The 26977-nt window shown below is 56.7% G+C and carries 19 protein-coding genes; 7 read left to right on the forward strand and 12 right to left on the reverse strand.

Translation table 11 applies throughout. From position 1 onward, the window contains the following. The first annotated feature begins 3 nt into the window (after positions 1-3). Together ssuC and ssuB are read left to right on the forward strand one after the other, a co-directional pair. On the forward strand, positions 4-795 hold the full coding sequence (ssuC, locus tag K5I40_RS17205; protein WP_039029457.1) for an aliphatic sulfonate ABC transporter permease SsuC: 792 nt from the start codon (positions 4-6) through the stop codon (positions 793-795). Then, positions 792-1559 (forward strand): aliphatic sulfonates ABC transporter ATP-binding protein, encoded by a 768-nt coding sequence (gene ssuB, locus K5I40_RS17210; RefSeq protein WP_223075090.1) that lies wholly within the window; start codon positions 792-794, stop codon positions 1557-1559. Before ssuC ends, ssuB begins: the two co-directional genes overlap by 4 nt. 155 nt (positions 1560-1714) lie before the next feature. On the opposite strand, the gene pepN is transcribed toward ssuB, so the two are convergent. Then, positions 1715-4327, reverse strand: a complete 2613-nt coding sequence (gene pepN, locus K5I40_RS17215; RefSeq protein ID WP_223075089.1) for an aminopeptidase N — start codon at positions 4325-4327, stop codon at positions 1715-1717. Positions 4328-4591: 264 nt separating this feature from the next. On the opposite strand from pepN, the gene pncB reads away from it, so the two are divergent. Next, complete coding sequence (pncB, locus tag K5I40_RS17220) at positions 4592-5794, forward strand: nicotinate phosphoribosyltransferase (RefSeq protein ID WP_223075088.1); 1203 nt, start codon at positions 4592-4594, stop codon at positions 5792-5794. A gap of 54 nt (positions 5795-5848) precedes the next feature. Here the strand turns inward: pncB and K5I40_RS17225 are convergent, their stop codons facing one another. The 4 genes from K5I40_RS17225 to dpaL form a co-directional block, all read right to left on the reverse strand. After that, a complete protein-coding gene (locus K5I40_RS17225; protein ID WP_223075087.1) occupies positions 5849-7012 on the reverse strand; it encodes a M20 aminoacylase family protein in 1164 nt (387 codons plus the stop codon). A 17-nt stretch (positions 7013-7029) separates the two neighbouring features. Beyond that, on the reverse strand, positions 7030-8268 hold the full coding sequence (locus tag K5I40_RS17230; protein WP_138369432.1) for a Zn-dependent hydrolase: 1239 nt from the start codon (positions 8266-8268) through the stop codon (positions 7030-7032). A 23-nt stretch (positions 8269-8291) separates the two neighbouring features. After that, entirely contained in the window at positions 8292-9581 is a 1290-nt protein-coding gene (locus K5I40_RS17235; RefSeq protein ID WP_223075086.1) for an amino acid permease, read from the reverse strand. 117 nt (positions 9582-9698) lie between these two features. Next, positions 9699-10913, reverse strand: a complete 1215-nt coding sequence (gene dpaL / locus K5I40_RS17240) for a diaminopropionate ammonia-lyase (protein ID WP_223075085.1) — start codon at positions 10911-10913, stop codon at positions 9699-9701. A 207-nt stretch (positions 10914-11120) separates the two neighbouring features. On the opposite strand from dpaL, the gene K5I40_RS17245 reads away from it, so the two are divergent. The 4 genes from K5I40_RS17245 (at position 11121) to K5I40_RS17260 (ending at position 16219) form a co-directional block, all read left to right on the forward strand. Further along, positions 11121-11582, forward strand: a complete 462-nt coding sequence (locus K5I40_RS17245) for an Lrp/AsnC family transcriptional regulator (protein ID WP_138369435.1) — start codon at positions 11121-11123, stop codon at positions 11580-11582. Positions 11583-11757: 175 nt separating this feature from the next. After that, positions 11758-13158 carry an asparagine--tRNA ligase gene (asnS, locus tag K5I40_RS17250; protein ID WP_039029466.1) on the forward strand — a complete coding sequence of 467 codons (1401 nt, stop codon included), beginning with the start codon at positions 11758-11760 and terminating at the stop codon, positions 13156-13158. Positions 13159-13764: 606 nt separating this feature from the next. Beyond that, positions 13765-14844: a porin gene (locus K5I40_RS17255; RefSeq protein ID WP_286011607.1), complete on the forward strand. Its 1080-nt coding sequence runs from the start codon at positions 13765-13767 to the stop codon at positions 14842-14844. Between the two features lie 184 nt (positions 14845-15028). Next, positions 15029-16219 carry an amino acid aminotransferase gene (locus K5I40_RS17260; RefSeq protein ID WP_039029468.1) on the forward strand — a complete coding sequence of 397 codons (1191 nt, stop codon included), beginning with the start codon at positions 15029-15031 and terminating at the stop codon, positions 16217-16219. Positions 16220-16339: 120 nt separating this feature from the next. Here K5I40_RS17260 and K5I40_RS17265 read toward each other — a convergent pair whose 3' ends face one another. The 7 genes from K5I40_RS17265 to cmoM all read right to left on the reverse strand — a co-directional run bounded on the left by K5I40_RS17265 (position 16340) and on the right by cmoM (position 26974). Then, positions 16340-16987 (reverse strand): MBL fold metallo-hydrolase, encoded by a 648-nt coding sequence (locus K5I40_RS17265; RefSeq protein ID WP_039029469.1) that lies wholly within the window; start codon positions 16985-16987, stop codon positions 16340-16342. 18 nt (positions 16988-17005) lie between these two features. After that, complete coding sequence (locus K5I40_RS17270; RefSeq protein ID WP_039029470.1) at positions 17006-17554, reverse strand: YcbK family protein; 549 nt, start codon at positions 17552-17554, stop codon at positions 17006-17008. A 178-nt stretch (positions 17555-17732) separates the two neighbouring features. Further along, entirely contained in the window at positions 17733-19556 is a 1824-nt protein-coding gene (gene ldtD, locus K5I40_RS17275) for a L,D-transpeptidase (RefSeq protein ID WP_223075084.1), read from the reverse strand. A 180-nt stretch (positions 19557-19736) separates the two neighbouring features. Further along, on the reverse strand, positions 19737-24185 hold the full coding sequence (gene mukB, locus K5I40_RS17280) for a chromosome partition protein MukB (protein ID WP_223075083.1): 4449 nt from the start codon (positions 24183-24185) through the stop codon (positions 19737-19739). Further along, positions 24185-24889 (reverse strand): chromosome partition protein MukE, encoded by a 705-nt coding sequence (gene mukE, locus K5I40_RS17285; RefSeq protein WP_039029473.1) that lies wholly within the window; start codon positions 24887-24889, stop codon positions 24185-24187. Before mukE ends, mukB begins: the two co-directional genes overlap by 1 nt. After that, a complete protein-coding gene (mukF, locus tag K5I40_RS17290; protein WP_039029474.1) occupies positions 24870-26192 on the reverse strand; it encodes a chromosome partition protein MukF in 1323 nt (440 codons plus the stop codon). The genes mukE and mukF overlap by 20 nt, the downstream gene beginning before the upstream one ends. Beyond that, entirely contained in the window at positions 26189-26974 is a 786-nt protein-coding gene (gene cmoM / locus K5I40_RS17295; RefSeq protein ID WP_039029475.1) for a tRNA uridine 5-oxyacetic acid(34) methyltransferase CmoM, read from the reverse strand. Before cmoM ends, mukF begins: the two co-directional genes overlap by 4 nt. Between the last annotated feature and the right edge of the window lie 3 nt (positions 26975-26977).

Consider the following 26977-nt stretch of genomic DNA (forward strand, 5'->3'; position numbering starts at 1 on the left):
ACTATGGCTAATCCTTCCCAAAAATGGCTGCTGCGCATTGCGCCCTGGCTGCTCCCTGTCGGTATTGTGCTTATCTGGCAGCTGGCCTCCTCCGTGGGCTGGCTCTCAAGCCGCATACTGCCCTCACCCGAAGGCGTTGTGGAGGCCTTCTGGTCGCTGAGTTCAAGCGGAGAGCTGTGGCAGCATCTGGCGATCAGTTCCTGGCGTGCGGTGATTGGCTTTTCCATCGGCGGGACGATTGGCCTGACGCTCGGCCTGGTCAGCGGCCTCTCCCGCTGGGGCGAGCGTCTGCTGGACACCTCAATTCAGATGCTGCGTAACGTGCCGCATCTGGCGCTGATCCCGCTGGTGATCCTGTGGTTTGGCATCGATGAGACGGCGAAGATCTTCCTCGTCGCCCTCGGCACCCTATTCCCGATCTATATCAATACCTGGCACGGGATCCGTAATATCGATCGCGGGCTGGTGGAGATGGCGCGCAGCTACGGCTTGTCCGGCTTCGCCCTGTTCATCCACGTCATCCTGCCGGGTGCCCTGCCCTCGATTATGGTGGGCGTGCGCTTTGCCCTGGGTCTGATGTGGCTGACGCTGATCGTGGCGGAAACTATCTCCGCCAACTCCGGCATCGGCTATCTGGCGATGAACGCACGCGAATTCCTGCAAACCGACGTCGTTGTGGTGGCCATTATTCTCTATGCCCTGCTCGGTAAACTTGCAGATGTCAGCGCCCAGTGGCTTGAACGAAGCTGGCTGCGCTGGAATCCCGCCTACGTTAAAAAGGAGGCACACGCATGAACACGGCTCGCTTAAATCAGGGTACGCCGCTGCTGTTAAATGGCGTGACCAAACGCTACGGCAATAACACCATTCTGAACGAACTGGAACTGCATATTCCCGCCGGACAGTTTCTGGCGGTGGTGGGCCGCAGCGGTGGAGGAAAAAGCACCCTGCTGCGCCTGCTGGCCGGGCTGGAGGCACCGAACGGCGGCGAACTGCTGGCCGGGAATACTCCGCTGGCTGACATCCAGGATGATACCCGGATGATGTTCCAGGACGCGCGACTGCTGCCGTGGAAAACGGTGATAGATAACGTCGGGCTGGGGCTGAAAGGCAACTGGAAAGCATCCGCCCGCCAGGCGCTGGCCGCCGTCGGGCTGGAGAATCGCGCCGATGAGTGGCCTGCCGCCCTGTCCGGCGGACAGAAGCAGCGCGTGGCGCTGGCCAGAGCGTTGATCCATCGCCCGGGACTGTTGCTGCTGGATGAGCCGCTGGGGGCGCTGGATGCGCTGACGCGAATTGAGATGCAGGATCTGATCGTCTCGTTATGGCAGGAGCATGGCTTTACGGTACTGCTGGTGACCCATGACGTGAGCGAAGCCGTCGCCATGGCTGACCGGGTGTTGCTGATTGAAGACGGCAAGATTGGCCTGGATCTGACGGTGGATCTGCCTCGCCCTCGCCGGGTGGGATCCGCGCGACTGGCGGAGCTCGAAGCAGAGGTGCTGGATCGGGTGATGAAGCGTGGCACCAGCGAGGTACCCGCCAGAAAGCACGGATAAAAAAAGCCGGGTAACTCCCTACGGTTATTTTTTGTAGGCCGGGTAAGGCAAAGCCGCCACCCGGCACTGCTGTGCGGCCTGATGCCCGGTGGCGCTACGCTTACCGGGCCTACAGGATCACTGCCCGGTAAGCGTAGCGCCACCGGGCATTTCTTTTAAGCTAACGCCTTACTGATCTTCTCGTACAGATCTCCGGACAGGTTCTCCAGCCCTTTCAGCTGCTCCAGCGCGGCACGCATCTTCGCCTGACGTCTGGCGTCATAGCGTTTCAGACGGATCAGCGGCTCAATCAGACGTGACGCCACCTGCGGGTTACGGCTGTTAAGCTCGGTCAGCATCTCCACCATAAACTGGTAGCCGCTGCCATCTTCCGCATGGAAGGCGGCCGGGTTGCTGCTGGCAAACGCGCCAATCAGGGAACGGACGCGGTTCGGGTTGCTCATTGTGAATGAACGGTGGTTGAGCAGGCTGCGCACCTTGTTCACCACATCGGCCGCCGGGCTGGTGGACTGCAGAATAAACCACTTGTCCATCACCAGACCGTCCTGATGCCACTTGTCGTCGTACTCCTGCATCAGGGCATCGCGGCAAGGCAGTTCAGCGGCGACGCTCGCGGCCAACGCAGCCAGGGCGTCGGTCATGTTGTCGGCCGTGTGATACTGCTTGCTCACCAGTTCGTCGGCGAGCGCCGTTTCCCCAAACGCCAGATAGCGCAGGCAGGTGTTACGCAGCGCACGCTTGCCGATGTCGGCATGCTCAACGCGATACGCATCCAGTTTGTGGTAGTTGTAGACCGCCAGGAACTCATCCGCCAGCTCAGCGGCCAGAGTACGGGTCAGGGCTTCACGCACGGCCACAATCGCAATCGGGTCGATAATCTCGAACAGCTCGGCGATTTCAGTCGCCGATGGCAGGGTCAGGATTTCAGCCGCCAGCGCCGGATCAATTTTCTCATCCAGCAGGATCGCGCGGAAGGCATCAGCAACATGGGCCGGCAATGAGAGCGGCTGCCCCTGCTGATGACGGTTCACGTTCAGCTTGATGTAGGTTGCCAGCAGGCTCTGGGCCGCATCCCAGCGGGAGAAGTCATTGCGCGCGTGACGCATCAGGAAGGTGAGCTGCTGATCGCTCCACTTGTACTCAAGCTTGACCGGCGCGGAGAACTCGCACAGCAGCGCAGGTACCGGCTGGAAGTAGACATTATCGAAGACAAACGTCTGCTCGGCCTGCGTCACGTTGAGCACGTTGTGCACCGCGTGGCCGCCTTTCTTCAGCGGGATCACCTTGCCTTCGCTGTCATACAGCTCAATGGCGAACGGAATGTGCAGCGGATGCTTCTCTTCCTGCTCGGCCGTTGGCGGCGTACGCTGGCTGATGGTCAGCGTGTACTGCTCGGTTTCCGGGTTGTAGTCGTCTTTGACGGTAACAACTGGCGTACCGGCCTGGCTGTACCAGCGGCGGAAATGGGACAGATCGACGTTAGACGCATCTTCCATCGCCTGGACAAAATCGTCGCAGGTGGCGGCGCTGCCGTCATGACGTTCGAAATAGAGCTGCATCCCTTTCTGGAAATTCACTTCGCCCAGCAGGGTGTGGATCATGCGGATGATTTCAGAACCCTTTTCATACACCGTCAGGGTGTAGAAGTTGTTCATCTCGATCACTTTGTCCGGACGGATCGGGTGCGCCATCGGGCTGGCGTCTTCAGCAAACTGCAGGCCACGCATGGTGCGCACGTTGTTGATGCGGTTAACCGCCCGCGAGCCGAGGTCGGAGCTGAACTCCTGATCGCGGAAGACGGTCAGGCCCTCTTTCAGGCTTAACTGGAACCAGTCGCGGCAGGTCACGCGGTTGCCGGTCCAGTTATGGAAATATTCGTGGCCGATGACACGCTCGATATCGAGGTAGTCTTTATCGGTGGCGGTGTCGGTACGCGCCAGCACGTATTTGGAGTTAAAGACGTTGAGGCCTTTGTTCTCCATCGCGCCCATATTAAAGAAGTCGACGGCGACGATCATATAGATGTCGAGGTCGTACTCGAGACCGAAACGCTCTTCATCCCATTTCATGGAGTTGATAAGCGAGGTCATCGCCCATGGGGCACGGTCGAGGTTGCCGCGGTCGACAAACAGTTCCAGCGCCACTTCGCGGCCTGAACGGGTGGTGAAGGTGTCGCGCAGAACGTCAAAATCACCCGCCACCAGCGCAAACAGGTAGCAGGGTTTCGGGAACGGATCCTGCCACTGCACCCAGTGACGGCCATTCTCCAGCTCGCCCTCACCCACCCGGTTGCCGTTGGAAAGCAGGAACGGATAGGTAGCTTTATCGGCGATGATTTTAGTGGTGAAGCGGGCCAACACGTCAGGGCGGTCGAGATACCAGGTAATGTGACGGAAACCTTCGGCTTCGCACTGGGTACATAGCGCTACGCCCGACTGGTACAGACCTTCCAGCGCGGTGTTGGACGCCGGACTGATCTCGTTAACGATGCGTAAGGTAAACCGCTCCGGCAGATTATCCAGCACCAGCTGGTTATCTTCTTCTTTATAGTCGGTCCATGGAGCGTCGTTCACATGCACCGACACTAAGGTCAGGTCTTCACCATCAAGACGCAGCGGCACCGCCGTGGCGTTGTGGCGCGTTACCTGGCTGACCGCCGTGACAACGGTTTTTGTGGCATCCAGGTCAAAAGTCAGATCGATATCGCTAATCAGGTAATCCGGCGCACGGTAGTCGTGGCGGTATTTGGCTTGAGGCTGTTGTGTCATAGAAAACCTTTTGCATCGTTTGTCGAATAACGAGTCAGTCTATTCCTGTTGTGGAAATCGCGCTATGCAGAATGTTCATCTTTTCAGTCACAAACACTCTATTTGCTACATTTATATAACATGCGGCACGAAATGCACTCGACCCTGAATCAGGCTTATGGTGTGATCAGGGTTCAATAAATCGCTAAACAAGGTATACTCCAGCGGTTTCATTAGTCGTTTATTGTACTAAACGCTCCCGTGAGAGGATGCTACTGCGCACCTATGACTCAATTCGCTTCACCTGTTCTGCATACGCTGCTGGATACCGATGCGTACAAACTGCATATGCAGCAAGCCGTTTTCCACCAATACTACGACGTACAGGTCGCGGCTGAATTCCGCTGCCGCGGTGACGATTTGCTGGGCATCTATGCTGACGCCATTCGTGAGCAAGTCGACGCAATGCAGCATCTTCGTCTGCAGGATGATGAATTCCAGTGGCTTTCCGGCCTGCCCTTCTTTAAACAAGATTACCTTCAGTGGCTGCGCGATTTCCGCTACGACCCGAAACAGGTCAACATCAGCAACGACAATGGCAAACTGCATATTCGCCTTGAAGGTCCCTGGCGGGAAGTGATCATGTGGGAAGTGCCGCTGCTGGCCGTGATCAGTGAGCTGGTGCACCGCTATCGCTCGCCGGAGGCCAGCGTTGAGCAGGCTCTGGCAACACTGGAGCAGAAGCTGGTTGGGTTCGCTGAACTCACCGACTCGCTGGATATGTCGCGTTTCCGTCTGATGGATTTCGGTACCCGTCGCCGTTTCTCCCGCGAGGTGCAGCAGGCCATTGTTGAGCGTCTGCAGCAGGAGCCGTGGTTTGTCGGCACCAGCAATTACGATCTCGCCCGCCGCCTGAATCTGACCCCAATGGGCACCCAGGCACACGAGTGGTTCCAGGCACATCAGCAGATCAGCCCCGAGCTGGCGACCAGCCAACGTGCGGCGCTGGCGGCCTGGCTAACTGAATACCCGGACCAGCTCGGCATTGCCTTAACCGACTGCATTACCATGGACGCTTTCCTGCGCGATTTCGGGCCAGAGTTCGCGTCCGTCTATCAGGGGCTGCGCCATGACTCCGGGGATCCGCTGGAGTGGGGTGAGAAAGCGATCGCCCACTACCAAAAGCTGGGTATCGATCCGATGAGCAAAGTGCTGGTCTTCTCCGATAACCTCGACCTGCCAAAAGCGGTAGATCTGTACCGTCATTTCTCCTCGCGGGTGAACCTGAGTTTTGGGATTGGCACCCGGTTAACCTGCGATATTCCCCAGGTAAAACCGCTGAATATCGTTATTAAACTGGTGGAATGTAACGGCAAGCCGGTGGCGAAGCTCTCCGACAGCCCGGGCAAAACCATCTGCCATGACAAAGCCTTCGTCCGGGCGCTGCGCAAAGCGTTCGACCTGCCGCAGGTAAAAATCGCCAGCTAACGCACAGTAAAAAGGGCCCCTGCAGCGCTGCAGGGGCCCATTTTTTCTCTCAGATTACAGCGGCAGACGGGTTCTGACGACCTCCGCAAAATACTCCGCTCCGGTCAGTAAAATCTCATCGTTAAAGTCATAGCGGGCATTGTGCAGCGGCGTATTGCCCTGAGGGTCCGACGCATCGCCATTGCCTAAAAAGACAAAGCAGCCGGGAACCTGCTGCAGAAAAGCGCCGAAATCTTCTGAGATCATCATCGGCGCGATATTGCCATCCACCCTCTCCGCCCCTACAACGTTTATCGCCGCATTCACCGCCACCTCCACGCACTGTGGCCAGTTGACGGTCGGCGCGAACTCATGGGTGTAAGTGAACTCGCACTGTGCCCCGTGCATGGCGCAAATCGCTTCGCTGAGGGTGCGCATCCGCTCCTCAAGCAGGGCCTGCACCGCCGGGGCGTCGCTGCGGGTATCGCCTTTGATGATGACATGGGTCGGAATGGCATTGCGGATGCCATCGGTGTGCAGCTCCGTACAGGAGATCACCGCCGGTACGTTTGGATCGACGTTGCGTGAGACGATGGTTTGCAGCGCCAGAATAATCTCCGCCGCAATCACCAGCGGATCTTTGGCCATATGCGGTCTTGCGGCATGCGCCTCCTGGCCTGTGATACGAATGATAAAGTTATCTTCGCTGGCCATAATGCCGCCAACCCGGGTGGCTATCGTCCCGGCCTTCATGCCCGGCATATTGTGCAAGCCATACATCTCTTCAATACCAAAGCGTTCGATAACCCCGTCCGCCATCATCGCCTTCGCTCCGTAACCCGGCTCCTCGGCTGGCTGGAAGACAAAGCAGACGGTGCCGTTGAAGTTCTGGCGCTGTAACAGTAGCTGCGCCGCTCCCAGCGCAATGCAGGTGTGACCGTCATGCCCGCAGCCGTGCATGCGTTCTGGCGTGTCTGAGCGATAAGACATCTCGCCCTGTTCCGTCAGTTGTATGGCGTCGATATCGGCGCGGATCGCGATAACACCTTTACCTTCCCCGCATTTCAGCACCCCTACCAGCCCGGTTTTGCCGATGTCACGATGCACCTCAACCCCCATACTCTCGAGTTTTTCGGCAATAAACTGCGCGGTTTTCACCTCTTCAAAGGCGCTTTCCGGGTTGGCATGCAGGTGGTGACGCCATGCGATAAGCTGCTGTTTGAGCTGTTCCTGATCCATCATAATCTCCCGTAAAGTTAAGCCGGACGCTGAGCGCGCTGTAAGACCACCTGCAGCAGCACGTTGGCTCCGGCAACCAGGTCTTTGGGATCGCTGTGTTCGTTGACGTTATGGCTGACGCCGTCGACGCAGGGGACGAAGATCATCCCGGCCGGGCACACCGAGGCCATAAATTGCGCATCGTGGCCTGCGCCACTCGGCAGCCGCCGGAAGCTCAGGCTCTGACGCTTCGCTTCTTCCTCTACGGCGTTGACGATCTCATCGGCAAAAATGACCGGATTAAAACGCACCAGCGAACGGCTGGTGATCGCTACCCCTTCTTCCTGCGCAGTTGTGGCGACAAAATCCGCCAGCCGTTGTTCTGCCAGTTTTAAGACTGCGTTATCGGTATTGCGTAGATCCACCGACATCACCACCTGGTTGGGGATGACGTTAATCAGATTGGGTTTGACGCTGATGTGCCCCACCGTTGAGACCTGATCGCCGCCGAGGCTCAGCGCCAGTTCACGGGCGAAGACGGCGATTCTGGCCGCCGCCAGACCGGCGTCGTGACGCATCGACATCGGCGTGGTACCGGCATGATTGGAGACACCGGTCAGGGTCAGCTCCTGCCAGGAGATCCCCTGAACACCAGTGACGACTCCGATATTGGTTCCCTCTTTATCGAGGATCGGTCCCTGTTCAATATGCAGTTCGACGTAGCTGTCCACCGGCATATCGCCAGGCCTGCGTTCACCTTTGTAGCCAATCGCCCGCAGCGCCTCGTCAAGGGTAATGCCATTGCTGTCTTTCGCTGCCAGCGCTGTCTCCAGGGGATACTCCCCGGCAAACACCACGCTGCCCATCATGTCGGGCTGGAAGCGCACCCCCTCTTCATTGGTAAAGAAGGTAACCGCCAGCGGACGGCGGGGACGGATCCCCGCCTCCTGTAGCGTGGCAATCACTTCCAGCCCGGCCATGACGCCGTAGTTGCCGTCGTACAGGCCGCCGGTGCCGACGGTATCGATATGTGAACCCATCATCACCATGGGGAGAGCCTCTTCTCCGGCATACACGCCGGTGACGTTGCCGATCGCATCAATAGTGATATCCAGCCCCAGGGCCTTCATTCTGGCGAGAACAAAATCCCTGCCCGCTTTGTCCTCTGCGGTGGCCGCGAGGCGACAGACTCCCCCGCCCTCCAGCGCGCCGAGCTCGCCGAGAGCGAACAAAGAACCGATAAGCCGCTGGCCGTTAATCTGTAGATAGTGATGCATAAAGATCTCGCTATTGATCGTGGTTACTGGAACATGCCGTAAAAAATGGCAGATACGGTAATCAGCCCAATCAGGGTGACAAAAACGTTGCTGGCTTTGCCGCGATATGGTGCCAGCGCGGGTAATTTATGGATGGCGTACATGGGTAACAGCAGCAGGATCACCGCCCCGGTGGGGCCGCTGATGTATTCGATAATGCCGAGGATACTGGGGTTTTTGTAGGCGGCGAACCAGCAGGTCAGGACCATAAAAATCAGGATCGCCACGTCAACCGAGCGGATGGCGAATGTCTTCCCCCGCGCGGCGGCCGCTTCAAGGATCAGATCGCGCAACGATTCATAGGCGCCGATATAGTGGCCCAGGAAGGACTTGGTAATGGCAACAAAGGCGATAATCGGCGACAACCAGGCGATAACTGGCGTATCGAACTGGTTGGCAAGATACGACAGAATAGAAAGATTCTGCGCCTTCGCCTCTGCCAACTGCTGCGGTGACAGGCTTAACACGCAGCTGAGCACGAAAAAGAGCACCACCAGGGTCATCAGCAGGATGCCATACCGCTGAATCTGTTCGCATTTACGCTCGGCGAGCGCCAGGCCATAGCGCTGCTTCTGACGCACCACCATCGGGGAGATAATCGGATAGTGGTTAAAGGACATCACCAGCACCGGAAACGTCATCCACAGCGTCAATAACATGCCATGTCCGTTATCCGCCGCGTCGGGATTCAGGGTGTGCAGAATCGCCACGTTCCAGTGTGGGATCAGAAACAGCGCCATAAAAACAAGTGAGAGAATAAAGGGATAGACCAGGGCGCTCATCACCCTCATGATCAGCCGCTGCCCGAAGCGGACGATAAACATCAGCCCGAGGATCAGCACGATAGCCACCAGCGCCCGCGGCGGCTCCACCATCCCGAGTTGGTGAGTGATAAAGCTCTGGGCGGTATTGGTGATCGCCACCGCGTACATAATCAGAATGGTATAGACGGCGAACAAATAGATAAGGGTGAACACTTTTCCCGCCAGTGCGCCGAAATGTTCACCGATCGCATCGGTAATGGTGCTTTCTGGCGTATTGGACGAATAAATAAAGCGCGCCAGCCCGCGGTGCGCCAGATAGGTAATGGGAAAGGCCAGGACAAAAACGATTAGCAGCGGCCAGAAGCCGCCGATCCCGGCGTTTATCGGCAAAAACAGCACCCCGGCGCCAATCGCCGTCCCGAACAGGCCAAGTACCCAGACGGTATCTTCGCTATGCCATTTTGCAGGATTGCAGCATCCTCTTTCTGTAACAGCATTTTCACTATTCATTGGTCATGTTCTCTCTGTGCATTACGCGATACCGCGTATGTTTTATTGTCAGAACGCGTGCCATACCGAGAGCCTGGAGGGTAGGTAAGATGGCCCTCTTGTGATTACCGTGGGAAATTAACCGTTACGGCCAAACCAGACGATCTCCTCATAGATATCCGGGGAGGTGTCCCCTTCGGTGCTGATTAACAGGACGTGAGCTTCGGCATTAAGGCGTAGTGATTCGGCGAGTTCGCGGTACTCTGGTTGCGTCATCAGCGCATGAAGCACCCCGGCGCCGATTGCGCCAGATTCACCGGAGATAAAGGGCTCATCGGTACCGGGGCGCGGCGCGGCAAGCAGGCGCATGCCGTTGGCGGCAAGCTGGTCATCGGCGGAGATAAAACAGGTGGCGTAGTCGCGCAGCATCGGCCAGCTGGTAATATTGGGTTCGCCACAGGCCAGCCCGGCCATCAGGGTGGACATGTCGCCACCTACGCTGTGCGGCTGGCCGTCATTGACGACCGCCGAGCGGTACAGGCAGTTCGCTTTATGCGGTTCCACAATGACAATCGTCGGCGCCTGGTGCTGCATCTTCCCGACAAAATAGCCCATGATGCTGCCCGCGAATGACCCGACCCCGGCCTGTAAAAAGAGATGTGTCGGCAACGGCGCCCCGCTTTGCCGCAGCTGTTCCCAGATTTCAACGGCAAGGGTCATATAGCCCTGCATAATCCAGGTGGGGATCTGCTCATAGCCCTGCCAGGCCGTATCCTGCAGCAGCACCCAGCCCTGCTCACGGGCCATTTTGTCGGCCAGCCGCACGGTATCGTCGTAGTTGAGATCGGTGATGGAGCACTCGGCGCCGTGCTGGCGAATATTCTGCGCCCGCACCGGCGATGAGCCTTTCGGCATGTAGACCACCGCCCGCAATCCGAGCTGCTCTGCAGCCCATGCGACGCCGCGTCCGTGATTGCCATCGGTAGCGGTGACAAAGACAATATCTTTGATACGCGCTTTAATTTCTGCAGAATTAAGGTCGGTGAAACTCAGGGTATTAATGTCGCGACCAAGCAGGCTGGCGAGATATTTCCCCATCGCATACGAGCCACCAAGACCTTTAAAGGCATTGAGGCCGAATCGCCGGGCTTCATCCTTAATATGTAACGACCCCAGCCCCAGACGCTGGCTTAAATGGTTTAACCTGCGCAGCGGCGTCACCTGGTATGCCGGGAATTTTTGATGGAAAGCCAGCACTTCATCGCTGACCTGCTTATTGAGCAGGCTGAGGTTCCCCCCCTGCTCATACCCTTTGCGTCGGGCGTTAAATTGATAATTAATCCTGTCCGTCATACGTGCACCTTTATCCTGTGAATTCGCGAGGGCTGACTCTTGAAAGCGAGTTAACGCTTTCCTGATGACTGTGATGGTACACTTGGCCGGATGCGAAAATGGCGCAAAATTGACCATGAATACGCAACTTCCACCCTTATTTGCCTCTGTAACGCAACAAAGTTGCATAAGTGAGGCCGATCACACTGTTTAAAGGCCGTCGACACGATGAAAATGGATACCTGGGATAAAAAAATCCTCACGCTTTTGCAGCAGACAAGTCGCCTTTCGCAGCGGGAAATCGCCGATCGCGTCAGCCTGTCAGCCTCGGCGGTCAATCGCCGGATCGCCGCGCTGGAGGAGGCTGGCATTATCAAGGGCAACGTCAGCCTGGTTGACGCCAGTAAGGTGGGTCGCCCGATAACCATCATGGTTCAGGTCACGATTGAGAACGAACGCCTGGACCTGCTGGAGGAAGATAAGCAGCGGTTCGTGAATTGTCCGCAGGTGCAGCAGGTCTATTACGTCACGGGAGATTTCGATTTTCTGCTGGTAGTTAACGTGCGTGATATGGCGGAATATGAGCTGCTGACGCGCGAGCTGTTCTTCGCTTCGGGGAATATTAAGTCCTTCCGTACTATTGTTTCGATGCAAAATGCCAAGCAAGAGATGACGGTGGTGATTGAGTAGTTCACCCGAAAGACAATAGCGAAAGGTAAGGAATCTGTCTGGGCCATTATTATTTCCGAAATCCCCCCTTTCATATGCGAATTCTACTTGTCTGATGGAAGATGACAGGTAACATAGATATCCCCCCATTGAAGGGGATACAGATTTTATTTTTGGACAACATAGAGAGACTATTATGAGCGTTGTGCCTGTAGCCGACGTACTCCAGGGCCGCGTAGCCGTTGACAGCGAAGTCACCGTGCGCGGATGGGTGCGTACCCGCCGAGATTCAAAAGCTGGCTTTTCATTCCTCGCCGTCTATGACGGTTCCTGCTTTGATCCTGTACAGGCCGTTATTAATAATTCTCTGCCCAATTACAATCAGGAAGTGCTGCGTCTGACCACGGGTTGCTCCGTTGTCGTCACCGGTAAAATCGTGGCCTCTCAGGGCCAGGGTCAGAGCTATGAACTGCAGGCCACCTCAATTGAAGTGACCGGCTGGGTTGAAGATCCGGACACCTACCCGATGGCGGCAAAACGCCACAGCATCGAGTATCTGCGTGAAGTGGCTCACCTGCGTCCGCGTACCAACATGATTGGGGCCGTCGCCCGTGTACGTCACACCCTGGCGCAGGCGCTGCACCGTTTCTTTGACGAGCAGGGTTACTTCTGGGTTTCCACGCCGCTGATCACCGCCTCCGATACCGAAGGCGCAGGCGAGATGTTCCGCGTTTCGACGCTGGACATGGAAAACCTGCCGCGCACGCCGGAAGGCAAAGTGGACTACGACAAAGATTTCTTTGGTAAAGAGTCCTTCCTGACCGTATCTGGCCAGCTGAACGGCGAAACCTACGCCTGCGCGCTGTCCAAAATCTACACCTTCGGTCCGACCTTCCGCGCCGAGAACTCCAACACCAGCCGCCACCTGGCGGAATTCTGGATGCTGGAGCCGGAAGTGGCTTTCGCTGACCTCGATGACGTTGCTGGTCTGGCAGAAGCGATGCTGAAGTACGTCTTTAACGCCGTACTGACTGAACGCGCCGATGACATGAAATTCTTCGCCGAGCGCGTCGACAGCGATGCTATCGCCCGTCTGGAACGTTTCGTCTCTGCTGATTTTGCTCAGGTGGATTACACCGATGCGGTGACCATCCTCGAAAACTGCGGTCAGCAGTTCGAGAACCCGGTTTACTGGGGCGTTGATCTCTCCTCCGAGCACGAACGCTACCTGGCCGAGAAGCACTTCAAGGCACCGGTTGTCGTGAAAAACTATCCGAAAGACATTAAGGCGTTCTACATGCGCCTTAACGAAGACGGCAAAACCGTTGCCGCGATGGACGTACTCGCCCCGGGCATCGGTGAAATCATCGGTGGTTCTCAGCGTGAAGAGCGTCTGGACGTACTGGATGCACGTATGGCTGAAATGGGCCTCAACAAAGAGGACTACTGGTGGTATCGCGACTTGCGTCGCTACGGCACCGTGCCACACTCCGGTTTCGGGCTCGGCTTTGAGCGTCTGATTGCCTATGTTACCGGTGTTCAGAACGTGCGTGATGTGATTCCATTCCCGCGCACCCCGCGCAACGCAACGTTCTAATCCCTCACTACACAATGGCCAGCTAATGCTGGCCATTATTTTATTCTGCACTGTCAACTTATGTCAGTTAAAAGTCAGCGTCTTTAAAGTGCAACCCCGCCAGATCCTCTCCAGTGTTACGCTATATTTCCATGAAACATCTTTGAACACAAAATAAACCCTATTCTTATTGCGCCTAATACTTATCTCAAGCATTAGCACACTTTTTGTGCAAAATCCCGGCTATCCAGATGTCTATTTCCAAAGATAAGAAAAATAGTGCGCTAATGCTTCGGATCATAAAAAAAGTCATTATCTAAAATTAAGATAAGAAATTCATATAGATAGAATTAGTGAAGCTTTAATTTTAGCCATTCAACTCTGAACTTTGAGGTCCCTCACAAAGTTCCTTAAAATTCACATTTAGTTACACATATTTTCTTATTGTAACCGATTCTTGATGTTTGTAGCACTTTCAGAGTAGCGAAACGTTTATTTGAATGGAAAGATGCCTGTCAGATACATAAAGACACCAAACTCTCATCAATAGTTCCGGAAATATTTATTGACAGAATTTATTGACGGCAGTGGCGAGTGTCATAAAAAAACCAATGAGGGTAATAAATAATGATGAAGCGCAATATCCTGGCAGTGGTTATCCCTGCCCTGCTGGTAGCCGGTGCAGCTAACGCAGCAGAAATCTATAACAAAAACGGTAACAAGCTGGACTTCTATGGTAAAGCAGTAGGCGAACACCAGTGGACCACCAACGGTGATTCCGATAACGGTGACACCACCTATGCGCGTATCGGCTTCAAAGGTGAAACTCAGATTAATGACCAACTGGCCGGTTACGGTCAGTGGGAATACAACATGGACGCTTCCGCTCAGGAAGGCGCTCAGGGTACTAAAACCCGTCTGGCATTCGCAGGCCTGAAAGCCGGTGAGATTGGTTCATTCGATTATGGTCGTAACTACGGCGTGTTCTATGATGCGCTGGCTTCAACCGATATGTTCGTTATCTGGGGCGGCGACTCCCTGGCTGCAACCGACAACTTCATGACTGGACGTAGCACCGGTCTGGCTACCTACCGTAACTCTGACTTCTTCGGTCTGGTTGATGGCCTGGCGCTGGGTCTGCAGTACCAGGGTAAAAACGAATCTGGCCACACCACCAGCCGTCAGAACGGCGACGGCGGCAGCTACTCTCTGGGCTATGACTTCGCTGAAGGTTTCAACGTAACCGCAGCCTACTCTAACTCAGACCGCTCTACTGCGCAGAGTGCAGACGGTAAAGGCGAACGTGCTGAAGGCTGGGCAACCTCCCTGAAGTATGATGCAAACAACCTGTACGCAGCGGTAATGTACGGCGAATCTCAGAACATGACCCGTGAAAATGACGGCGAATTCGCTAACAAAACTCAGAACTTCGAAGCTGTGGTTCAGTACCAGTTCGACTTCGGTCTGCGTCCATCCGTGGGCTACGTACAGTCCAAAGGTAAAGATCTGACCGCTCGTAACGGTTTCAGCGGCGGCGATGCTGACCTGGTTAAATACGTAGAAGTGGGTACCTGGTACTACTTCAACAAGAACATGAACGTGTACGCTGCGTACCGCTTCAACCTGCTGGATGACAACAACTACGCTGAAGCAACTGGCCTGTCTACCGACGACCAGGCGGGTGTAGGTATCGTTTACCAGTTCTAATCAGTACACCACTTTGTTATATGTCTAAAAAACAGGGCTTCGGCCCTGTTTTTTTATGCCTGAAAGCTAAAAATGGCGACTTTTGAAAAGCCGCACGCTTTTTGTAGCAAACGGTTGGCATTTTGTAGAACTATCGTTAACCTGATAGCGGATTTCACTTCCGTAACCACAATGGAACTTCGTCATGTTTGAGAACATTACCGCCGCCCCTGCCGACCCTATTCTGGGCCTGGCCGATCTGTTTCGTGCCGATGACCGCCCTGGAAAAATTAACCTGGGTATTGGTGTCTATAAAGATGAGACCGGCAAGACCCCGGTACTGACCAGCGTTAAAAAGGCTGAGCAGTATCTGCTGGAAAATGAAAATACCAAAAACTACCTCGGCATCGATGGTATTCCGGAATTTGGCCGTTGCACGCAGGAACTGCTGTTCGGCAAAGGCAGCGCGATTGTCAGCGATAAACGTGCCCGCACGGCGCAGACCCCTGGCGGTACTGGCGCACTGCGTGTGGCGGCGGATTTCCTCGCTAAAAACACCGGCGTTAAAACCGTGTGGGTGAGCAACCCGAGCTGGCCGAACCACAAGAGCGTCTTTAACTCTGCGGGTCTGGAAGTGCGTGAATATGCTTATTACGATGCGGCGAACCACTCCCTGGATTTCGACGGCCTGCTGTCCAGCCTGAGCGAAGCCCAGGCGGGCGATGTGGTTCTGTTCCACGGCTGCTGCCATAACCCAACCGGCATCGATCCTACGCTTGAGCAGTGGGAGCAGCTGGCGAAGCTCTCCGTTGAAAAAGGCTGGCTGCCGCTGTTCGACTTCGCTTACCAGGGCTTTGCCCGTGGTCTGGAAGAAGATGCTGAAGGTCTGCGCGCCTTTGCAGCAGTGCATAAAGAGCTGATTGTTGCCAGCTCCTACTCCAAGAACTTCGGTCTGTACAACGAGCGCGTAGGTGCGTGTACGCTGGTCGCTTCCGATGAGCAGACCGTTGACCGTGCGTTCAGCCAGATGAAATCCGTTATTCGCGCTAACTACTCTAACCCACCGGCTCACGGTGCGTCTGTGGTTGCGACCATCCTCAGCAATGACGCCCTGCGCGCCATCTGGGAACAGGAACTGAACGATATGCGCCAGCGCATCCAGCGCATGCGTCAGCTGTTCGTGAACACCCTGGCGGAAAAAGGCGCGGATCGCGACTTCAGCTTTATCATCAAGCAGAACGGCATGTTCTCATTCAGCGGCCTGACCAAAGAGCAGGTTCTGCGTCTGCGCGAAGAGTTTGGCGTGTACGCGGTGGCATCAGGTCGTGTGAACGTGGCGGGTATGACGCCAGATAACATGGCGCCACTGTGCGAAGCGATTGTCGCGGTGCTGTAAAAACTGTGTCGGGTGGCGCTATCGCTTACCCGACCTACAAAAGATCACCCTGGCCCGTGCAAGCGTTAGCGCCGCCGGGCAAAAAAAAACCTGCTCAAAGCAGGCTTTTTCAATTCTTCTTTACCAGACCGGCATTTCATCCTGCAGGAACGGGTTGTGCAGCCGTTCGTAGCCCAGCGTCGACATTGGGCCGTGGCCGGAGATAAAGGTGACATCATCGCCCAGCGGTAATAATTTCTCTTTAATTGAGCGAATCAGCTGACCATGATCCCCACGCGGGAAATCACTGCGCCCTACACCGCCTTTGAAGATCACGTCGCCGGAAATCAGCAGACGCGACTGGTCATCAAAGAAGACGATGTGGCCAGGCGTATGGCCCGGGCAATGCAAGACCTGTAGCGTCACATTACCTACGTTTACGCTCTCGCCTTCATTCAGCCAGCGATCCGGGGTCAGCGGCAGACATTCATCAAGACCAAACATGCGGCTTTGGGCCGGTAATCCCTGCAGCCAGAACTCATCTTCTTTTTCCGGGCCAATCACCGGCACGCCATAGTGCTGCGCCAGTTCAGCCGCTGCGCCTACGTGATCGAGATGGCCGTGGGTCAGCAGGATCTGCATTAAAGTCACGCCAGCGGCAGCGACTTCCTGTTTGATCTTCTCTGCATCGCCACCGGGATCGACCAGGGCTGCCAGTTTGGTTTGTTCACACCAGATAAGCGAACAGTTCTGGGAAAACGCGGTGACCGGAATAATACGATAGTTCATACTGCTCCTGATTTGTTATTACCAGTGCCGCAATGGCCCGGTATCAATATGCACAAAGTTGCTACGTGGGTAATATCCTACACCACCTGCGCGCATAGATAACGCAGCTTTGCGAACATTGGCTAACGAAACGCCTTCAATATGAAAATCCATCGCCTGCCCTTTGGTGTGATAGCTTTTTTTCGCTACACCGCGGCTGTGGGCGCGTAATTCATTATTGGTATCAAGAGAGCGATAACCGGAAATGAGCTGTACGGGTTTGCGGGTGCCCAGCAAACCCTGCAGGCGGTAAAGCTGATCGAATAATCCTGGATCGATGGCTTTGACTTTATTAGCGCGGAAATCACGGAAGAAATGATTCAGCTTGGCTAATTCGTCCTGAATATAGCCCCGACCATCAAAAAACTCGGCTTTTATTGACTCACCTGTATGCAGGTTATTTAGCGTCAAAATGCGTGGTCGAGGGGTAGAGAGCGTGGCAAATGATGGCGTGGGTAAGATGGCCGCGCCCAGCGCAAGGCCACCTAACGCCAATAACTTACGGCGATTTGCGTCGAATTTGTCCATGGTAATCAGGTCTACAGGTCAATGTTATCGTATAGATGCTTTACAGCGCACGAAGGGCACATTACCGGGCAAACCTGTCATCGTCAAGGCACCACAACCCAGGAAATACGGGGCTTGCAGCCGCAATGCCCCGTTTATTTTTCCACTCAGGCTACCAGAATTGTCCGAACTTCTTCATTTACCTGATTAATTGTTCTGCTTTGGTCAGGATTTGTGTGTTAGACCGGGCAGTCTCATCATAATTGTAAATATCTGTACGATACTGGGTCCGGCCATCCTTGCCGACGAAGGCGGTCAGATAGTACAGATTAACCGGAATATTCTGGCGGATATTCACATATCGCGTGTCGCCCTGCTTCAGCGCGTCGGAGATACGTGTGTCGTTCCAGCCCGCATCCTGTAACAACATATTTGCCAGCTCTGACGCCTTATTGACGCGCACGCAGCCGGAACTCAGCGCGCGAACATCCTTCTGGAACAGGTTGTGGTTAGGGGTATCGTGCAGATAGATCGCATCCGAGCTGGGCATATTGAACTTATACCGGCCCAGGGAGTTGTGCGCCCCGGGTGCCTGCTGGAAGCGGAAAGGCAGATTCGCAGGCGTGATGGTCGCCCAGTCTACGCGCCACGGATCAATCGCCTCTTTACTGTTCCAGCCGCGCAGTACCGTATAGTTGTGGCGTTCAAGATAACCCGGATCGTTCCACACCTTCGGCAGGATATCTTTGCGCGCCAGCGTAGGCGGCACGTTCCACGGCGGGTTAACCACCACGTTATTCAGGGCGCTGCTCATCATTGGCGTTTTGCGATCCGGACGACCGACAATCACCCGTGAGGCCAGCACCTCGCTGCCGTTCTGATAATAGACCAGCGAAAAGGCCGGAATATTTACCATGATGCCGGTAGACAAGGTTCCCGGCAGCAGACGCAGACGCTGGATATTCAGCGCCAGCACCCCGGCACGCTGGGCAGGCGTCATATTCAGCGCATCGCGCGTTCCCTGACCAATAACGCCATCAGCCCCCAGCCCCTGGCTGGTCTGGAAGGCTTTTACCGCCTCTACCAGACTCCGGTCGTAGGCGGCTGGCTTGCTGGAGGTAACTTTCTTTTTCTTCTCGACCGCCGGGGCCGACGGACTGACGACCACGCTCTGGGGATCGTCACCCGGCAGGGCAATTTTTGGCCCGCCGTCGATCACGCCGGAGCGTTTGAGGATTTCACGCAACGCCGGCACGTCGCTGCTCCACTGCCCGGGGCTCAGTTTGGCCGTGCTCTGTAGCTGTGGCCAGGGCTGCGTGTCAGCCACCAGCTGCAGCAGCGACTGGTGCATAATCGTATACTGCGGGTGCGACGGGGCAAGCCCGGCAATGAAATGCGGCACCGTGCCGTTATCCAGCGCCAGCTGCCACTGGTTGATCACCGACAGCGGCGGCGTCGCCAGCTTGTAAGGTTTATTGCTGTAGAGCCAGCGGTTGCCGTTGACCGGGATCCCTGCCACAAACTGCAGGTAGCCCATCATCGCATCGGAGAGCACTACGTCACGCGCCATCCCGGTGACGGCAGGCTGGGTCAGCAGCTCAACCCAGGCGGTAAACTGCGGCTGAAAACCGGCGATAGCGACTTCGGCAAGCTGCTGCTGGAACGCACGCACGGCTTCACGATCGTCCCACATGGGCTTCATGTCGCGTGCAGCATATAGCAGCGTCAGTTGATTGAGATAAGCCGGAGTGTAACCGGCAGGCAGGGCCGCGATCAGCTCCTGGCGGCGCTGTTCTGCGTTAACATCCGCTGGCAGCGGCTGGATACCAGCCATCATGGCGGTAGCTGGCGATTGTTCCAGCGGCTGCGACAGCGACGTAGGCTGTGCGCCCATAGTGGCGGAGCTGTCGACAGGAACCAGTTCGGGCTCGTCGGCCCGGGTATTAAACAGTGGAGCAACTAAAACCGTCAGGCACAAACTCAGCGCCGACAGCCGACGACCATACATTTTATTCAGCAACATCCCTTGCCCCCTGTTTGCTGTACGTCACGCCCTCATCACCGGGGCTTCACTTCATTATAGGAAGGCAGAACGGTACCAGCCTTACCTTATGTAAAGAAGTTTAAAGTTAACGCAGCCGCCAGTACAAGCTCAAGGGATAAAAAAGGCGCCCGGGGCCGCCATGGTTAACTTTCAGAATCCTCAAATGGCATCAGCCGTGCCGGGAAGGGATTCCGGGGGCTGCGGGGCAAAACCGCGCAGACCAACAACGTGCACGTGCTCGCTGTTCTGGTAGACCTTACGCACCAGTTTGTAGGTGGTCCCTTTCTCCGGGCTAATGTTTTCCGGCGCCGCGATAATCAGCTGCATATCCAGACGATCGCACAGCTCAAACAGCGTGGCGATAGAGCGGGCATCCAGACGCGCCGCCTCATCGAGGAACAGCAGGCGGCACGGCGAAATATCCTTGCCGCGCAGACGGCGGGATTCATCTTCCCAGCTCTGGACCACCATCACGAGAATCGACATCCCGGTACCGATCGCTTCACCGGTGGACAGGGCACCGGATTCTGCGCGCAGCCAGCCGTCGGAGCCACGGTTAACTTCCACTTCCATCTCGAGATAGTTGCGGTAGTCCAGCAGCTCCTCACCGATGGTTTGCGGCGTGCGCTGGCCCATGTCGATCTGCGGATTCAGACGCTGATACAGCTTCGCCAGCGCTTCGGAGAAGGTCAGGCGGTTGCTGTTGAACAGATCCTGATGCTGCTCGTGCTGCTCGGCCAGCACGTCCAGCAGCGTGGCGTGGGCTTCACGCACGTTAACGTTCAGTCGCACGCTGTTAACCTGGCCGAACGACACGCTCTGCAGGCCCTGGTTGAGCTGGCGGATACGGTTCTGTTCGCGCTGGATCGTTTTACGGATGATGTTGGCCACGCTGCGGGAGCTGATGGCCAGCTTCTGCTCGCGGGAGGTGAGCTCTTCCGTCAGACGGCCCAGCTCGATCTCCATCTGTTCGATGGCTTCAACCGGGTCATCGGTGCGGATAATATCCTGGCGAATACGCTCGCGCAGATGCTGGTACACCGCCACGAAGAACTGAATTTTACGTTCAGGACGCTTCGGATCTTCGGACATGCGCAGCACATCGCGCAGGTGTTCGTTATCCGCCACCGCCAGACGCAGCGCGCCCAGCGCCTTATCCGACATGGAACGCAGCTCATCGCCGGAGAGATAGGCCAGCTCGCGACGGTGCAGACGACGTTCAACCCCGTTGTCTTTCACCATCCGCATCACGGCACACCAGCCCGCTTTGGCGGTCACTACCTGCTCGCGCTTCTCGTGATAGTCACGCTCCAGCTTGCGCAGACGACGGGTCAGGTTGTCCATCTCCGCTTCGCAGAAGGTGAGCGCTTTTTCAAGCTGATTGCGACGCGCACGGTTATTGCTGAGCTGGGCATGCAGTTCGTCACGACGAATGCGCGCCCGCTCCTCTGCCCCGCTGTCGGCACGCACGCCGATATCCTGCAGCTCTTTATGCAGGTCGGTCAGCAGCTCTTTCTTGGTGTCATAGGAGCTTTTCAGCGACGCCAGTACCTGGTTGTACTGGCTCAGCTGGGCAGCATGGCTACGCATCGCCTCACGGGCGCGGGTACGTTCCGTTTCCGCCTGCTCCAGACGCTGGCGCAGCTTCTCGTTCAGATCGCTGTTGCCGTTGAGCATCTCAGCCGAATCGGAGTAGCTGAAGTGCGCCCGGCGCTGGGAAACTTCGGTCAGGGCAAAGGCCTGCTGACGGGCTTCGCGCTGAACCTGCTGTGACCAGGCGTAATCTTCTTTCAGCTGTTCGAACTGTTCCGGGTCACTCTGCAGAACGGAGAGCATCGGCTCGAGCTTCGCCAGCTGGTTGCCGTACTGCTGCACAAAGCGCGCGGCTTCCTGGGCTTCGTCGAGACGCTCCTGGATCTCATCCACGCGATCGGCGAGGGTGTCGTCCGCCAGCAGATTGAGGCGCGGCAGAATGCGGTTCAGGGCAGCGACGCCCTCTTTGGCCTGCTCGAACTGGACGCGGCTCTGCTGGTTGTCGTTTTCGTGGGCTGAAATCGCGCGTTCAAGCTCGCTACGGCGCGTGGTGAACTTGCGGATTTCGGCTTCCGGATCGGCTTCAAAGGCCACGGCAAGATGGCTGCCGATAAAGCGGCTGAACGCCTGGTGCAGACGCTGGGTTTTCTGGACGTCAAACGAGAGCGTGGCAAAGCGTTCAGACAGCGCTTCACGCTCGGTGTGCAGGCTCTCAATGCGGCTTTCACGCGCGGCGCGGCCAAACAGCGGCAGCGACGGGAAGCGCGAGTAACGCCACTGGCGATCGGCGATTTTCACCACCACCGCTTTTTCCAGCTCATCGACGCCAAACACACTGTCATCGAACGACTGCGGATCCCCTTCGATCAGATAGAGATCTTCCGGACAATCTTCCAGCCCTTCAAGCTGGTCGGCGATCAGCGACAGATCCGGCACCACGATAGCGTGGCGGGACGGGCCGTAGAGCGCGGAGTAATACGGCGCATCTTCCAGGCTGACGTCGTCATAAATTTCTGACAGCAGCACGCCGCCAAAGCGTTCTGCCAGGGTGTTCAGACGGGCGTCTTCCGCCCCGCCCGGCTGGCTTAAACGTTCGATCTCGTCGTCGACCGCCCGCTTGCGCGCGCCCACTTCATCACGTTCAACAATGGCTTCGCGCTCGCGCTCCAGCAACTGCTGCAGATATTCCGTCACGTCCTGGCTGGATTCGAACTCTTCGCCGCACTGCTCGCTCAGCTGGCTGAGGCTGCTCTGGGCCGCCAGCCAGACTGGGGCGCGCTGCATCAGCGTCTGAATACGCGACTGCAGCTGCTCCAGCTCCTGACGCAGCGCCATGCGCTGTTCGCTGGCGCTGGAGACGCTGTCGGACAGCGACGCGATGCGGGCTTCCAGCTCCTGATGTAAGCCTTCCAGATCGTCAATATCGACCCGTTTGCCGTGACGCTTACAGAACTCGGCCAGCAGGCGTTCCGCCTCCTGCTGTTCACGCAGGCGTTGTTCCAGCTCGTTCAGACGCATACGCAGCGGCTGAACCTGCTCAGCCTGGTGACGCTGGTTCACGCCATCACGCAGCAGCTCGCGGGCCACTTCCCACGCCTCAGCGCGCGCCAGCGGACCGTTAATCGCCGCCACCAGCTGGTAAGCCTGTTCAAACTGGCTGTGCGCGGTTTGCGCCACGCTCATTTTCTGATCGAGGTTCAGCAGTTTTTCGGTTGCTTCCTGCTCTTTGGCCTGGAAAGTTTCCAGCCACTGATCCGCGCTCTCAGGCGTCAGATCCGGCAGATGACAGAGCGCTTTCGCGCGCTCCAGCGCCTGCAGCGCCTGGTTGTACTGAATGGCGCGGGTTTGCTGCACGTCCAGCGCCTGCTGATAGTCAGCGAGCTGGCTTTTCAGCTCATCCACTTCCAGCTCGGCGGCTTCGGCCCGGACTTCGTTCTCTTCCTGCTTGTCGGCGGCTTCCGCCACCACTTCGTTCTGCTCTTCGAGACGAATTTGCAGCTCATCGAGATCCGCTTCATAGCGCTCGATTTTTTCCTGCTGACGCAGCGCGGTCTGGACCAGGTTCAGGTGATCGCTGGCGGCCTGGTAATCGGCCTCCAGATCCCCTTCCGCCCCGTTATGCTCGGAGAGCTCGCGGGCCATTTCAACGTGTTTGTACTGCTCGGACGCCAGCTGCTGGCGTGAAGTAAGCAGCTCGCGGCGATACTCCAGGGCCTGATCGAGATGAATACGGCGCTCGTTGGCGTGGCGCATATAGTCGGCGGCCACGTAGTTGGTGGCTTCGCTGATCAGGTGCTTGAACAGATCGCGGTCCGACTGGGTCACGCGGATCGCTTCCAGCGTCATGCGGTTCTCACGCAGCGCCGCTTCCATATCCTGGAAGGCCTTACGCACGCCGCTGTTTTCCGGTAACAGGTAGTCACGCAGGGAGCGGGTAATGGCGCTGGAGATCCCGCCGTAGAGCGAGGCCTCAATCAGGCGATAGTATTTGCTGCGGTCTGATGCGGAGCGCAGACGGCGCGCGACGATGCCCAGATCGAACATCAGCGAGTGGTAATCGGTAATGGAGTTGAACTGCTTGAACTGTACGCCCTCTATGGCTTCCAGCTTGTCTTTCAGCTCCTGGAGCGTGAGCACGCGCGCCTGGCGTTCGTTCAGGGTTTCCGTCAGCAGCGCGGTTGGCTGGACGGAGGTCGGCAGCCCCTGAATGGCAAAGGGTTTGATGTCCACTTTACGGTCGCGACCGGCGACCTGCTGTAAACGGACGCCAACCACCACGCGCTGATGACGGGAGTTGATCACGTCCAGCACGGAATAACAGACACCCGCTTTCAGCTTACCGTGCAGGCCCTTATCGCGCGAACCGCTGGTGGCACCGGCCTCGGTGGTGTTACGGAAGTGCAGCAGGGTTAAGTCAGGGATCAGCGCCGTGACGAATGCCGCCATGGTGGTGGATTTCCCTGCCCCGTTACCGCCCGAGAGCGTGGTCACCAGCTCATCGAGATCAAAGGTGCGGGCAAAGAAACCGTTCCAGTTAACCAGCGTCAGTGAGCGAAACTTACCGCGTTCAATCATTACTCTTCCTCCCCGCTATCCGGCTGAGTGTCTTCATGCTCGTCATTGAGCTGCAGATGGTTTTCCACCGGCATCGCTTCGCCATCACGGATCATGCGCAGCTGCGCTTCGCGGGCGTCATCGCCTGCACGTACGTCAGCACCGAAGCGGAATACCGATTCGGTGATGCGGAATTTGCTGCTGTCATGGCCCATAAACCACACCATCCCCAGACGGCGCAGACGGTTCAGGGAGGAGCGCACTTTTTCCTGTAATTTCTGACGGTCTACGTCAGAGCCGGTGGAGCGGTTGTTCACCAGCTTCAGCAGCTTGCCTTCGTCAGCCAGGGTCAACAGCTCGTCATAGAGCTCCTGCTGGGTGAAGATGCCTTCGTTAGCCAGGCGCTCCGGGCTGAGATAGAGGTAGCAGAGGATCTTCCCGACCATCATGTCCAGCTCGGAGAGCACCGAGCGCGGAATCAGCGTGGTGGAGCGCGGGCGCAGATAGAAGAACCCTTCCGGGGCGCGGATCAGCTCCACGTTATAGCGGGCGTAAAACTCTTCCAGGTATTCCTGAAAATCCATCAAAAAAGCGTGATTATCCAGCTCGTCGAGACCAATGTGACGACCGGCACGCAGCTGGCTGTCCAGCGCCGGAAAGATCGGATTTGCCAGCGCCTGGGCCAGTTTAACTGGCATCACGTGTTCAATATTTGTCAATGACATGCGCCTGTACCTTGGCTCCGTAATCGTTAATCGGCTGCCACTTTGGCGGCAGGCCGGTGAAATCTGCTTGCGCGACGCCCAGGCGTACCGCCTGATCGACCACGATGCGGGCAATATCGAAATGGCGGGCGCGCGGGTATTGTGCGAGGTAGTCACGCACCACCAGACCGAGATCCAGCGGCGTGTTTTTGGCTTTAAAGATCGCCAGCTGCTCCTCGATCATTGCCGCAAGTTGTTCCCGAATTTCGTTGAATTCTTCATATTCCAGATCGGCTGGCAGCTCGCCGGTAACCTCTTCGTCGCGCAGGCTCATCTCTTCGTCACGCATATCGAGCAGACGGTCGGCGCTGGCGTAGGTCAATGCCCACGGCGCATCAAAATAGGTCTGTACCGACTGGCGCAGACGCTGGGCGAACACGCGGTTTTTATCCATATCGATAGCGGTACGGATAAATTTATGCACGTGACGGTCGTAGCCGATCCACAGGTCAATCGCCTGCTGGCCCCAGCTAATAATGCGGTCCAGCTTGCTTTGCAGGTCGAAGACCAGACGATCAACAAAATGCAGGTTGTCATGGGCCAGGGTGGCATCCTGGATGCGCAGCAGGTTGGCCTGCAGCTTGTCGCCCGCCGCCTCCAGGGTATCCTGCAGTTCACGCAGGGTGCCGGAGGTTTCTGACAGCAGCATTTCACAGCTGGATATCGCCGCGCGCCAGTCTTTGTTCAGCAGCTGGGCGATATCGTCCTTCACCAGCTGCTGCTGCTCGTCCATGATGCGCTGGGTCAGATCGATGCTGTCGAAAATCTCGGCCACGGAATATTTCAGCGGCGCGTAGACGTTGCGGTGCCAGTGGAACTCGTCGCCGTCTTCGTCGGCGGCATCGGCCGCACGCTTCAGTTCGCCCGCCACGATGGAGAGCTGCATTGAGAGGCGCAGGGTCGAGAATTCGCGCTGTCGAATGTAGTAGTCGGTAATGCCGATGCCCAGTGGCGTCAGGCGATAGATGGCATTCCCTTCCGCCAGTTCGCTGGTAAAGCGGTTCAGCAGACGTTGACGCACCATATCGTTAATCGCGTTATTGGCACGCACATTAATGGTTTCGCTGGTTTGCTCAAACGCATCACTGACGTGGCGGAACGCGTCCACCAGTTCGCCCTCGCTCATTTCTCCATCCAGCCGTTCGCTGTTCAGCGTGGCGACCGCCAGCAGAAAAGAGAGTCTGTCTACCGGCAGCGAGAGAGAGAAATCGTTTTTTCGGGCCCAGGCAACCAGTTCGGGGACTGTCTGGGAAAATTCACTCATAAGTTATCCTTGCTCTGCGGCTTGTGCGCGGTGACATGTATATAACGGCCAAGGCTAATGTAAGGCTCCTGGCGACAGTACCGCGTCTCTAATTCTGTCAGGGCGTCGAAACAGTCATGCTGCTTCTGTTTATCGCGAAGATAATCATGAAACACCCTTATGCCGGTTTTCCCGGTAATCTGCCAGCCGGCGGTTTCCAGCCAGCTATAAACCTGCTGCGGGTCGCGCGGAAAGTCCGGTGACAGCGTGCGGCGTTTCTTTTTGTACATGCCCTGCTGCACATAACCGAAATTACCCACCAGCACGTTACGCATCAACAGGCCGTTGGCGTTGTAGAACATCAACGACAGCGCGCCGCCGGGGCGCAGTATCGACCACAGCGTCTTCAGCAGCGCCTGGGGGTCGGCGACCCATTCCAGCACCGCATGAGACAATATCAGATCAACCGGGGTTTCCAAATGTTGTGCGATGTCCTGAGCGGCGCAATGTATAAATTGCATGTTATCGCTCACACCTTTTTCCGCCGCGGCGCTTTCGGCGCGGGCGATCATCTCCGCTGAGAGATCGCAAAGGATGACGTGATGTCCACGTTCAGCCATCTTTATCGCCGTCTGGCCTTCACCGCCGCCAGCGTCGAGGACACGCAGTTTCTTCTCGCCAAAACTGGCCAGCAGGATGTCCAGATCCTGCCAGAGGATCGTCTGCCGCAGCCGGCCTTTGGTCGTGCCGTAAATATTGCGGGCAAACTTTTCCGCGATGTCATCAAAATTGCGATCCCGCATTGG

The sequence above is a fragment of the Leclercia sp. LTM14 genome (genome assembly GCF_023736175.1).
In the GTDB taxonomy this organism is placed as follows: Bacteria; Pseudomonadota; Gammaproteobacteria; order Enterobacterales; family Enterobacteriaceae; genus Enterobacter; species Enterobacter barmai.

Coding starts and splice junctions, on each gene's coding strand:
- K5I40_RS17230 (WP_138369432.1), bottom strand. CDS start 8,268: ATGCATCACTATCTACAGATTAACGGCCAGCGGCTTATCGGTTCTTTG.
- K5I40_RS17265 (WP_039029469.1), bottom strand. CDS start 16,987: ATGAACTATCGTATTATTCCGGTCACCGCGTTTTCCCAGAACTGTTCG.
- ssuC (WP_039029457.1), top strand. CDS start 4: ATGGCTAATCCTTCCCAAAAATGGCTGCTGCGCATTGCGCCCTGGCTG.
- asnS (WP_039029466.1), top strand. CDS start 11,758: ATGAGCGTTGTGCCTGTAGCCGACGTACTCCAGGGCCGCGTAGCCGTT.
- dpaL (WP_223075085.1), bottom strand. CDS start 10,913: ATGACGGACAGGATTAATTATCAATTTAACGCCCGACGCAAAGGGTAT.
- mukF (WP_039029474.1), bottom strand. CDS start 26,192: ATGAGTGAATTTTCCCAGACAGTCCCCGAACTGGTTGCCTGGGCCCGA.
- mukE (WP_039029473.1), bottom strand. CDS start 24,889: ATGTCATTGACAAATATTGAACACGTGATGCCAGTTAAACTGGCCCAG.
- K5I40_RS17260 (WP_039029468.1), top strand. CDS start 15,029: ATGTTTGAGAACATTACCGCCGCCCCTGCCGACCCTATTCTGGGCCTG.
- mukB (WP_223075083.1), bottom strand. CDS start 24,185: ATGATTGAACGCGGTAAGTTTCGCTCACTGACGCTGGTTAACTGGAAC.
- K5I40_RS17225 (WP_223075087.1), bottom strand. CDS start 7,012: ATGGATCAGGAACAGCTCAAACAGCAGCTTATCGCATGGCGTCACCAC.
- K5I40_RS17270 (WP_039029470.1), bottom strand. CDS start 17,554: ATGGACAAATTCGACGCAAATCGCCGTAAGTTATTGGCGTTAGGTGGC.
- ssuB (WP_223075090.1), top strand. CDS start 792: ATGAACACGGCTCGCTTAAATCAGGGTACGCCGCTGCTGTTAAATGGC.
- cmoM (WP_039029475.1), bottom strand. CDS start 26,974: ATGCGGGATCGCAATTTTGATGACATCGCGGAAAAGTTTGCCCGCAAT.
- K5I40_RS17245 (WP_138369435.1), top strand. CDS start 11,121: ATGAAAATGGATACCTGGGATAAAAAAATCCTCACGCTTTTGCAGCAG.
- pepN (WP_223075089.1), bottom strand. CDS start 4,327: ATGACACAACAGCCTCAAGCCAAATACCGCCACGACTACCGTGCGCCG.
- pncB (WP_223075088.1), top strand. CDS start 4,592: ATGACTCAATTCGCTTCACCTGTTCTGCATACGCTGCTGGATACCGAT.
- ldtD (WP_223075084.1), bottom strand. CDS start 19,556: ATGTTGCTGAATAAAATGTATGGTCGTCGGCTGTCGGCGCTGAGTTTG.
- K5I40_RS17235 (WP_223075086.1), bottom strand. CDS start 9,581: ATGAATAGTGAAAATGCTGTTACAGAAAGAGGATGCTGCAATCCTGCA.
- K5I40_RS17255 (WP_286011607.1), top strand. CDS start 13,765: ATGATGAAGCGCAATATCCTGGCAGTGGTTATCCCTGCCCTGCTGGTA.